Annotated in this window: 9 protein-coding genes; 8 read left to right on the top strand and 1 reads right to left on the bottom strand. The window is 38.8% G+C overall.

Annotated features, from left to right (window positions below; translation table 11 throughout):
* The first annotated feature begins 120 nt into the window (after window positions 1–120).
* A complete protein-coding gene (locus tag V7161_RS11030; RefSeq protein ID WP_335445094.1) occupies window positions 121–1,344 on the top strand; it encodes an amidohydrolase in 1,224 nt (407 codons plus the stop codon).
* Window positions 1,345–1,387: 43 nt separating this feature from the next.
* On the opposite strand, the gene V7161_RS11035 is transcribed toward V7161_RS11030, so the two are convergent.
* Window positions 1,388–3,100 carry a PucR family transcriptional regulator gene (locus V7161_RS11035; RefSeq protein WP_335445096.1) on the bottom strand — a complete coding sequence of 571 codons (1,713 nt, stop codon included), beginning with the start codon at window positions 3,098–3,100 and terminating at the stop codon, window positions 1,388–1,390.
* 217 nt (window positions 3,101–3,317) lie between these two features.
* Between V7161_RS11035 and V7161_RS11040 the strand changes: the two genes are divergently transcribed.
* From V7161_RS11040 to V7161_RS11070, 7 genes are all read left to right on the top strand, one after another.
* On the top strand, window positions 3,318–4,205 hold the full coding sequence (locus tag V7161_RS11040) for a DUF2877 domain-containing protein (protein WP_335445098.1): 888 nt from the start codon (window positions 3,318–3,320) through the stop codon (window positions 4,203–4,205).
* The gene (gene fdrA, locus V7161_RS11045) at window positions 4,199–5,746 is read left to right on the top strand and encodes an acyl-CoA synthetase FdrA (protein ID WP_335445100.1); all 1,548 of its coding nucleotides are present in this window, start codon (window positions 4,199–4,201) and stop codon (window positions 5,744–5,746) included. Before V7161_RS11040 ends, fdrA begins: the two co-directional genes overlap by 7 nt.
* A gap of 2 nt (window positions 5,747–5,748) precedes the next feature.
* On the top strand, window positions 5,749–7,176 hold the full coding sequence (locus tag V7161_RS11050; RefSeq protein ID WP_335445102.1) for a DUF1116 domain-containing protein: 1,428 nt from the start codon (window positions 5,749–5,751) through the stop codon (window positions 7,174–7,176).
* A 116-nt stretch (window positions 7,177–7,292) separates the two neighbouring features.
* Window positions 7,293–8,456: an ankyrin repeat domain-containing protein gene (locus tag V7161_RS11055; RefSeq protein WP_335445104.1), complete on the top strand. Its 1,164-nt coding sequence runs from the start codon at window positions 7,293–7,295 to the stop codon at window positions 8,454–8,456.
* A 22-nt stretch (window positions 8,457–8,478) separates the two neighbouring features.
* Entirely contained in the window at window positions 8,479–9,450 is a 972-nt protein-coding gene (gene arcC / locus V7161_RS11060; RefSeq protein WP_335445106.1) for a carbamate kinase, read from the top strand.
* A gap of 63 nt (window positions 9,451–9,513) precedes the next feature.
* Window positions 9,514–11,055, top strand: a complete 1,542-nt coding sequence (locus V7161_RS11065) for a xanthine permease (RefSeq protein ID WP_335445107.1) — start codon at window positions 9,514–9,516, stop codon at window positions 11,053–11,055.
* 24 nt (window positions 11,056–11,079) lie between these two features.
* Entirely contained in the window at window positions 11,080–11,532 is a 453-nt protein-coding gene (locus tag V7161_RS11070; RefSeq protein ID WP_335445109.1) for a nucleoside deaminase, read from the top strand.
* Window positions 11,533–11,646: the final 114 nt, after the last annotated feature.

Consider the following 11,646-nt stretch of genomic DNA (forward strand, 5'->3'; position numbering starts at 1 on the left):
AGGGGAGACCCCGGAGGCGCAAAAGCGCCGAGGAGGCTCCCCGGCACGCCCGCGAACCGCTCGCGCCTGGAGTGCAAATCAACAGCAAAGTTTAAAAAAGGTATATAAGGAGGAGATACAATGACAACCTCATATTGGTTAAAAAATGTACGGTTAGAAACAGGCTTTGCCCAGGATGAAAAGGGAGCCTATGAAACAAAGACAGAGCTTTTTCATTTAAAAATACAAGATGGAAAAATAGTCGAAAAACAGAAGAATAGTTTCTCCATACCATCTGGCGAGAAAACGGTTGATGGAAAAGGATATTTGGCGGTGCCAACTTTTAAAGAAATGCATAACCATTTAGATAAAACCTATCTTTCACTAAATTGGAAAGCCCCAATACCGGCCAAGAATTTGGAAGAACGATTACGTTTAGAAGCGAAAGAGCTAGCGGAATTAGCTCCAACCACTAAACAGCGGGCAAGCGCCATGATCGACTTACTGCTAACACAAGGTGCTTCACATATTCGCACTCATGTAAATATTGACCCCTATATCGGTTTAAAAAATTTAGAGGGTGTCAAAGCAGCTCTTGAGGAGTATTCAGATAAACTAACCTATGAAATTGTCGCATTTCCACAGCACGGCCTTTTAAAAGAGAATGTCCTGCCGCTAATGAAAGAGGCGATGAGATCAGGTGCCAATCTAGTTGGCGGTTTAGACCCAGCTGGAATAGATCATAATATCGAAAAGTCTCTCTATGAGGTTATGAACCTTGCAGTAGAATTTGATGCTGATGTTGATATTCATTTGCATGACGGCGGCCATGTTGGTTTTTATACAGTCGATAAATTAGCAGAATTGGCAGCAGACGCAAAATGGCACAATCGAGTTGCTGTCAGCCATGCCTTTTGTTTAGGGGATGTTCCGCTCCCGCAGCAAGAAGAAATCGCTGATAAATTAAGTGATCTAGGTATGTCGATCATGTCCACTATCCCTATAAACAGATCATTACCGCCAATCGAGATATTTGAACGAAAGGGAGTCAGTGTCTTTCTTGGCTGTGATGGCTTCTATGACTCATGGGGCCCATACGGAACAGGGGATCTATTAGAAAAAGTAACAAAATATTGTGAGCTTTATCGGAAAAGTGATGAACGATCGCTTGCCCAGTCGTTAAAATTTGCAACAGGCGGACCAACACCATTAACTAAAAATGGAGAAATGGCCTGGCCGCTTAATGGAGAGGATGCCAACCTTGTTTTATTAAATGCTTCTTGTTCAGCAGAGGCCGTTGCCAGAACACCAAAACGTGAGGCTGTTATCTTTAAAGGGAAAGTGGTATTTGGTCAACTTCAATAAGTGTTATAGTAAAAGGTCCCGTCTAGAATTTGGACGGGACCATTCATTTTGAATCTAATCGCAAGTTTTTATTTAAAAGTCTAAATATCTTTAAAGAAAGTTGAATCTGCAGCAGTTCCTCTGAATTTTTTAAATCGGTATTCAAGATTTCCTTTATTTTTTCAATCCTGTAAATGAGTGTATTTCTGTGTAAGAACATCGCTTTCGCTGTTTCACTGGTATTAAGATTATTTGAAAAATAATTCTCTAATGTATAAAGATAACCGGTTCCGTGTAATTGATCATGTTCATAGATTTTTCCAAGATGCTTCATAAAAAAGTCTTCTAATTCTATATCTTTAATATTGGAGTCCAGGAAATAATAAACGGAATGATCTTCAAAATGGGATATCCCGCCGCGTTCATCAAATTTTTGCATTAGCCTTAAGGATTCATTAGCTTCTGAAAAACTTTTGTGCAGCGAATGAATCTTTTCATACTGCCTTCCAATTCCAATTAATAGGATGGTATCATTCAGTTGTTTTTTGAGAAAATCATAAACTTTTGAACCATAAAGCTTCGCTTCGACTACAGTAATCGGCGGTCTATGTTCATTCTGACCAATTAAAATGATAATGCGGTTATTTCGATAAAAACATGTAATCTCCCCGTTTGCTAAATTTGAATGATCATAGATTAAGTCTACACATTTTCTGGTTCGGATTTCTAATTGGACTTTTCGTGCAATGAAGTCATTATATTTGTCCAATTCCTTTGACTGAATATCAATGACGATACAATAGTATTTATAACTAGAATTTAGTCCATGCAATTCACTCAAGGTCTGGATGGTTTCACTGGAGGTTATTTTTCCAGTTAATAAATCATCAAAGAAGTCTTCTCTAATTTTTAATTTTACTTCCTCAATTTCCTTCGCTTTTATCCTTTCAAGCGCCATATTGGTTGACGCCTGTTCTAAAATAATAAAGTCAAACTCCGATAATTCACGGACTGTCTGCCAAACAACTAAATACCCATAAATATTATTGGATACAGCAACAGGCAGAATGCGGCATTTTATTTCCATCCCTTCTAAACGATACATCCGATTAATGGATTTCTTCATTTCACTGATGTTTTGTGGAATGGTTTCAATGAATTCTTTTTTGAATACAGATCTGTTTTTGACCAGATCAAGACAATAGGCGAGCGGGATTTTGTTATCGACATGCTCAGTATAATGTAGTAATTTCCAATCATTGTCCACTAAAATAATCGGATTATTAATTGTTTCCGACAGCATTGATGAAATTTTCTCAATTCCACCGCCTTCGAGGGTAATTCTAAAAAACAAGTTATGCATGTCCAATGTTTTTCTATTCAACAGGTCGTATCTTCCAGAAGCCTTTTCATTAATGATAGATATAACTCTTGATAATGTATATTCAAAGGGTAACTCGATTAATGGCAGCCCTAACTTGTTAGCGTGATCGATCATAGCTTGCGGCAGAGTCTCGAAGTATCGTTTCATTTTTACAATAAGGCCCGCACAATTGATTTGTGAAAGCTCGTTAAGAATTCTAATTTGCAATTCTGTATCATCTTTAAAAATGTATCCGGTTGATAATAGAAGTTCATTAGGTGAAAGCCAATCAAATGCCTCTGGATTTTCTATGATGTTAACCAATGATATTTCATTATTAATTCCTTTTTCTCCGGCCACTATTTTTAAGCCATCGATAGCTTTTATTTCAAAAAGATCTTTAACTCGCAACAATCCTTACCTCTCCCTTGTCAAAAATTCCACACATTTCATTGTGCACGATGCACAAATGAAAATAGAGCTTTTTGGTTTGATTAAACGAAGACTGTCTTATGTATTATTACTAAAATAATCATGTAAGGGTCTTAAATTGTCAAATGAAATTGTAAGGGGGTCCAATTTGAATATCAGAAATTAGAGCTAAAAAGTCAGGAGCTATGAGGTGTCTTTCGTGAGAAATATATTATCTGGTGATGTCGATTTTAACAAGAGATTAAATGGCTCTAATTTCACAGGTTTTGTTCATAGTGCATTTAAGCGGACATTTAATATTCAATGTTTTGATAGTGGTGAGTTATACACAATTGCATGCAGATCTATTGATAATGCGCCCAATACGTTAATTGTTGATACAGAAAATACTAGTCAATGGAACATTGAGGTAAATGACAGGGTGTTTGTGGAAGATAAAATCTTATACATCTCAAATAAACTCGCCTTAAATATTAGTCAAGCAATTACATGGGAAAGCCTTCTGCCGCCGTATCCAAGCAATGAAGAAATCCTCCTTCACAATGTTAGATGGGCAAGGGAATACATTGATTGTCAAGGTAAAGGCGGAGGCATAAAAAAATGCTCAAAACCCTTAAACCCATTTGAAGCTGAAACGTGCAAAATGCTTGAACAGCGAACTAAATCTCTTTTAAATAATTTAGCCATGAATCGAATAGACCTTGCAATTAAACATGCCGTTTCATTGGTAGGACTTGGACCTGGATTGACACCATCAGGGGATGATTTCTTAACAGGATTATTTACAACCCTTCATATGGAACACAGTCCCCTTTATGAACACAGATCTTTTTGTGAAAAAGTAACAAAGAAGGCCAAATCTTTTACGAATGACATCAGTTATTCAGCGTTAGAGCAAGCATCCATTGGTAAAGTGAGAGAGTCTATCATTTCATTTGTTAACTCCTTGTTAATTGAAAATGAGGATGACTTAATTCTCTCTTTAAATAAAGTATTAGACATCGGTTCTTCATCTGGGACAGATCTAGCCTTAGGGCTTGTCTGCGGATTAGAAGCCAATATAAAAGCAGGAGGTAAACCATGTTAGTTCAAGCCTTAATTAAGCCAAACACATATTTCGATTCCGTATCTTTAATGTCGCTATCAACGAAAGCAAATCAAATTGATGGTGTTGAACAGGCCATTATTGCAATGGGAACAGAAATGAATAAAGAGGTAATGAAAAATGTCGGTTTGTTGACACCTGAAGTGGAGGCAGCAGGCACAAGTGATTTAATTATTGTCGTAAAAGCTGAAACCGACGAACTGTGTGAAACCGCTTTCTCAAAAATCAATGATTTATTTACTAAAAAGGATTCGGGCAAAAAAGGGAAAAGTGATGTTAAATATTCCACAATTTCCGCTGCAGCCGAAAATAACCAAGATGCCAACTTGGCGATTATTGCCGTAAATGGGGCTTATGCAGCCAGAGAAGCAAGAAAGGCTCTTGAGAATGATTTACATGTCATGATGTTCAGCGACAATGTAAGCATCGAAGATGAAATTCAATTAAAGAATTTAGCTCATGAAAAAGGTTTATTAATGATGGGCCCTGACTGTGGAACAGCGATAATTGGCAATACAGCCCTCTGCTTCGCAAATGCTGTAAGAAAAGGAAACATCGGTATTGTTGCGGCATCTGGAACTGGCAGCCAAGAGGTAAGCGTACGCATCCACGAATTTGGCGGCGGAATCTCCCAATTGATCGGAACAGGTGGAAGAGATATGAAAGAAGAGGTAGGAGGAATCATGATGCTTGATGGTATTCAAGCACTTGAAGACGATGAAGAAACAAAAGTAATCGTTCTTGTTTCAAAGCCGCCTGCATCTAGCGTGGAAGAGAAAGTATTAGCAAAAATTAAATTATGTAAAAAACCGGTTGTCGTTTGGTTTGTTGGTGGTGATGAAGAAAAGATTACTGCTGCTGGAGCACATTTTGCAAAAATGTCCAAAGAAGCTGCACTTAAAGCAGTACTTTTAGCTGGAGCAGATGAAAGCAAGTTAAACAAACGAGCATTAAATATTCCGCTTATTGAAGAAGTTCGCACAAAGTTAACTGCGGAACAGAAATATATTCGTGGACTTTTCAGCGGCGGAACATTGGCTGATGAAGCAATGCATGCGGCAATGGAGAAGTTTGACAATGTTTACAGTAACATTCAAAGAAATCCAGAATTTCGTTTGAAAGATAGATATACAAGCCAGGAACATACATTCATCGACTTTGGCGATGATGAATACACGCAAGGGAAGCCGCACCCAATGATTGATCCGTCTACTCGTCTAGAAAGGTTTATTCAAGAGGCAAAAGATCCATCCGTTGGTGTTATCGTAATGGACTTTGTTTTAGGCTACGGAGCTCACGAAGATCCAGTCGGAGCGTTCCTTCCTGCCATTATAGAAGCAAAACAGCAGGCGGAACAAGAAGGAAGACATTTAGAAATCATTGGATATGTACTTGGTACAGAACTAGATCCGCAAGATTATGATGAGCAAATTAATAAACTGTTGGCTGCTGATGTAACTCATGCAAGCAGCATGCAGAATGCAGGTTTATTGGCTCGTGAATTTGTTGTGAAGGGAGAATAGTCATGAGTAAGATTAATGAACTTTTTAAAAGTATGCCACATGTTGTCAATGTAGGAATTGAGTCATTCAAAGATGATTTATTACAACAAGGTGCACAAGTCATTCATTTAGATTGGACACCTCCAGGTAGAGGGAATCCTGCTTTAATTGCGGCTCTTGATAAACTTGAAAATCCAGCTATAATGCAAAAAATTGAAGAAGCAAATAAATTGGCAGTTGAAAGAATTATAAATTCGCAGCCTGTATTAATCGGTTATGATCAAGCGATTAACTGTGTTCCTGGTATGACAAAAACAACCATTCTTCATGCCGGACCTCCAATCACTTGGGATAAAATGAATGGTCCGATGCAGGGTGCTGTTACCGGTGCGCTAGTATTTGAAGGCTTGGCCAAGGATTTAGAGGAAGCAGCTGAGCTTGCTGCCTCTGGTGAAATTACATTCTCACCATGTCATGAACATAACTGTGTTGGTTCTATGGCCGGTGTTACTTCTGCATCAATGTTCATGCATATCGTTGAGAACAAAACATATGGCAATATTGCCTATACAAACTTAAGTGAACAGCTAGCAAAAATCCTTAGAATGGGCGCTAATGATCAGAGTGTCATCGATCGTTTAGTCTGGATGCGCGATGTATTTGGTCCTATTTTAAGAGATGCTATGAAACTTAATTCAAATGGCATTGATTTACGTTTGATGCTTGCACAGGCCCTTCATATGGGAGATGAGTGCCACAACCGAAATGTTGCTGGAACAACCCTATTAATACAAGCTTTAGCTCCTTATATTTTGCAAACAGATTACACAATCGAGCAGAAGAAGGAAGTATTGGATTTCGTAGCAAGCAGCGATTATTTCTCCGGTCCAACCTGGATGGCAATGGCGAAATGTGCCCTTGATGCAGCTCATGGTATTGAAAATAGTACCATCGTGACAACCATGGCTCGTAACGGTGTGGAATTCGGAATCCGCGTCAGTGGAATGGCAGGAAACACATGGTTTACTGGTCCAGCACAAAAAGTAATTGGTCCAATGTTTGCTGGTTACAAGCCGGAGGATTCCGGACTTGATATCGGTGATAGTGCCATCACTGAAACATATGGATTCGGCGGATTTGCAATGGCAACTGCTCCAGCAATTGTGGCATTAGTAGGTGGTACAGTTGAAGAAGCGATCGGTTTTACAACTCAAATGAAGGAAATCACCACAGAGCAAAACCCTAACGTGACAATTCCTTTACTTGATTTTATGGGTATTCCAACTGGAATAGATGTCCGAAAAGTTGTTCAAACCGGAATTATGCCAATTATAAATACCGCAATTGCTCATAAAGAGGCAGGTATCGGAATGATTGGTGCGGGGATTACCCATCCTCCAGTAGAAGCTTTTGAGAAAGCAATGCTGACCTTAAGCGAAAATATTCATTAATCAATTGCGCGTATTGGGGAAGGTGATTTCCGAAACCTAGATAATTTGGTTTTGGTAACTTCCCCAAATGCGTCATTGGAGCAGTTTTGGTGATATTAGAACAGGAGCGGTTAAAAATGGAGAATAGATCCTTAAATATGGAACTTATCTATGCAAGTGAACAGGGAGATGCAGAAGCTGTACGAAGATTACTACAGGACGGCGCCAGTGTTGATTTTAAAGATGAAAATGGCCGGACAGCGTTAATGGCTGCAACTCAAAAAAATCAATCAAATGCTGTAAAACTGTTGTTAGAAGCAGGCAGTGATGTTAATACCAGAGATATTACCCAGTTAACTCCTTTCATTTGTTCTGGTGCAAATGGTTTTCATGAAATTCTTAGCATGATGTTGAAGTATGGAGCGGACCTTGAAAGTGTCAATCGCTTTGGAGGTACAGCCCTATTACCTTCAAGTGAGAAAGGGTATTTAAAGACAGTTCAAGTATGCCTAGATGCAGGAGTTCCTGTCAATCATGTGAATAATTTAGGCTGGTCAGCCCTTCTAGAATCTGTGATTTTGGGTAATGGAGGCCGATTATACTCTAACATTATTGAAGTTCTTGTGGAAGCAGGGGCAGATGCGAATTTGCCAGATCGAGACGGAAAATCATCCCTTCAGCATGCCGAAGAATTGAACCAGGATAAAGTAGTTAAAATTCTTAAAAAGGAATATCAAGAAGAAAACCAAGCAATTCAAACAGCCAAAAAGCTATATAAAGAAAATAGCTTTGAAGATGCAATCCTAGTAATCAATCAAGCTCTTCCAGAGGACCCGAGCACTCTTGATTATTATTTCTACAAAGGATATAGCTTGCAAGAATTAAAGCGATACGAAGAAGCGCTGGAAGAGTACAATAAAGCTTTAGTAATCAACTCCAATGATCTTGATTTCTATTTCTACACAGCAAATTGCTTACGATTAATGAACAAAACTGAGGAAGCGCTTACAGAATATGATAAAGCTTGTGAATTAAACCCTGATGAAACGTTTTACCGTTACCACAAATCCAATTATTTAAGAGAATTGGGCAGACATGAGGAAGCTGTACGGGAAATGGATAAGCTGCTTACGATGCAGCCACATCGCTATGATTTCTCCTTCCACAAGGCTAACAGTCTAAGATCACTAGGGAGACATAAGGAAGCTATAGAAGCAATTGAGAATGCCATTAAACATGACCCATTGAACCCTTTATATCATCTTCATAAAGAGCAGTCTATTAAATTATTAAACAACTAGAAAACAGATAGGAGAGAACGCAGTGGAAAAATTAGTGATTGTCGCAATCGGAGGGAATTCATTAGTCCGTGAAAATGGACGTGATTCCGTTAAAGATCAATATGAAGCTGTATGCGAAACGGCAGTAAATATCGCTGATATGGTTGCCGAAGGCTTAAACGTGGTTGTTACACATGGAAACGGCCCGCAGGTAGGGTTCGGTCTAAGAAGATCTGAAATAGCCAATGAAGTTGCCGGAATGCCGGAAGTGCCCCTGGTCAATTGCGGCGCCGAAACCCAGGGCGGAATCGGTTATCAAGTTCAACAAGCTTTGATAAATGAATTTGCCAAAAGAGGCATTAACAAAAAAGTGGCAACTGTTATTACACAGGTTGCAGTTAGTGCAGATGACCCGAATTTTGAAAATCCAACGAAGCCTGTAGGTTCATTCTTTACCTTTGAACAAGCAGAAGAAATGAAGAAAGAACATCCGGATTGGATCTTTATTGAAGACTCCGGCCGCGGCTACAGAAGAGTGGTACCATCACCGAGACCAATTGATATTGTAGAAAAAGACGCAATTAAAACCTTAATTGAGGCCGGTTTTGTTGTCATTGCTGTTGGCGGCGGCGGTATTCCAGTCGTTAAAGCAGCAAGCAATAAGTATGTGGGCGTTGATGCCGTTATTGATAAAGACTTTGCAACAAGTCTATTAGCTGAACAAGTTCAGGCAGATACCTTGATTATTACGACTGGCGTGTCCAGAGTTTGCATTCATTTTGGCAAGCCAAATCAACAGGCGCTTGAAAATATTTCAATTGAAGAAACAAAACAGTATGTTGCAGAAGGCCACTTTCCTCAAGGCAGCATGCTTCCTAAAATTGAAGCAAGTATAAACTTCTTGGAAAAGGGCGGTTCGAGGGTCATCATCACAAACCCTGAAAGTCTAAAGGATGCCATTCAAGAAAAAGCAGGCACCCATATTGTAAAAAAAAAGAAACTCATGACGATTTAAAAAATTAATGTTTTTACAATTTAGCTGCAATTAGAATTAATACATTTTTGAGGAGATTTTCACATGGGAAATATAGCTTTATGGAAAAAAGGAGACTTTGCAGCTTCCTTCGGTTTATTTGTTAATGTTTTGACAGACTTTTTGGTTATGATCTCATTATTACTTACTGTAGTTGGTATGCCAAAAGAGTTTGTTTTTAAACAAATTGTTCCTGGGTTTGGACTTGCTGTACTTCTATCAGGCCTTGTTTTTGCTTATTTTGCCTATAAATTAGCTAAGAAAACAGGTAGAAAAGATGTTACCGCACTACCATCAGGTTCTAGTTCACCTGGTATTTTTCTTATCGTATTTGTTATTATGCTTCCTCTTTATCATCAAACAAAGGATGCTGCTTTCACAACAACAGTCGGTGTGCTTTGGTGCTTCTTTGAGGCTACCATGCTAATAATAGGTGCATTCCTGGGTGATACTCTTAGAAAGTTCGTCCCAAGAACTGTATTGCTGGCAGCCTTGGCGGGTTTGGCATTTGTATTCTTGGGTATGAACCCTATGCTGCAATCTTTTGAAATGCCTGTAGTGGCATTTGTTGCCATTATCATTATCTTTATGAACTGGTTAAGTAAACATCCAATATTGAAGAAAATACCTACGGGTTTATTATTGATCGTAATTGGAACTGCAATTGCTTGGCTATTTGGATATCAAAGTCCTGCTGAGGTTAGTGAAGCTCTGAAATCATTTGGCTTTAATCCTCCTATGCTGCATTTAAATGGGCTTTTCGACCATATCGACGCTGCTCTGCCATATTTATTAACTGCTGTACCTCTAGGGTTGGCAAACTACATTTTTAATTTGGAAAACGTTGAAGCTGCTGCTGTTTGTGGGGATGAATACAAAACTAGAGATGTTATGCTTACAAATGGTATTTGTTCTGCAATAGGCGGCCTTTGTGGTAACCCATTCCCAGTAACAGTATATGTAGGTCATGCAGGTTGGAAAGAAGTTGGTGCAGGAATAGGCTATTCTATTGCTAGCTCTGCTGCCATATTCATATTATCGATTTTAAGTCTTATGGGTCTGTTGCTAGCTGTTATTCCAATTGCGGCAATTGTTCCGATGCTCGTGTTTATTGCGATTGTAACAGGGCATCAAGCTGTCAAAAACAGTCCGAAATTTGAAGTTCCAGTAATTTTTGTATGTTTCTTCCCATGGGTTGCTACTTGGGCACTTACGGCTGTTAATAATGCAATTTCAGCTACAGGTATGTCGGTTGGAACTGCTGCGAATCAAGTTTCTACACATGCCCTGCATAATGCTGGACTTTTCTACGATGGTTTGGTTGCTCTAGGTAATGGTGCTCCTATTACTAGTGTTCTTTGGGGTTGTATAGCTATATTTACGATCCGTAACACGCCTATTGGAGGCATACTAGCTGCAGTGCTAGGGGCCGTTTTAACCTTTGTCGGTGCAATTCATACAAACACTATCGGAATTGCACAAACAACTGCTATGCCTTTCGTTTGGGGATATCTACTAATAGCAGGATTTTTGGCATATAAACTCTATGTAAATAAGAAAGAAAACATTGGTCCAGTTACAGAGTAAAAGTAAAGTTGGAGGAATTAGGCTATGGATTTCATTAAAATGGCGGTAGATGCAACGATTGAAGGAATGAACAAAAAAATTGGCGGACCATTTGGTGCCACAATTGTACGCAATGGTGAAGTCATTGCCGCTGTAAGCAACACTATGATGAGAGATACTGACCCTTCTGCACATGCAGAGCTGGTTGCTGTTAGAGAAGCGTGTAAAAAATTAGGGGCTTTTGACTTATCAGATTGCGTAATGTATGCAACTTGTGAGCCATGTCCGATGTGTGTATCTGTCATGATTTGGGCGGGTATTAATGAGGTTTACTACGTTAATACAAAAGAAGATGCTGATAAGTATGGATTTTCAGATATGCACCTCCGCAAATATTTAAAAGGTGAAGATGATAGTGTTATAAAAATGGTCAAAGTAGAACCAAGAGATGATTGCGATTACTTATTTGAGCATTTTCATAAGCTTAACGAGAAGTAACAATTTTATAAAAAACGACTTTAACATTCAAATTTATGAATGTTAAAGTCGTTTTTTTTTTGGCTCTGTTAAATGGCAATGTTGATTATTAACACAGTTGATTGGAGCGGAAGG

The sequence above is a fragment of the Neobacillus drentensis genome, assembly GCF_036965425.1.
Classification (GTDB): domain Bacteria; phylum Bacillota; class Bacilli; order Bacillales; family Cytobacillaceae; genus Neobacillus; species Neobacillus drentensis_F.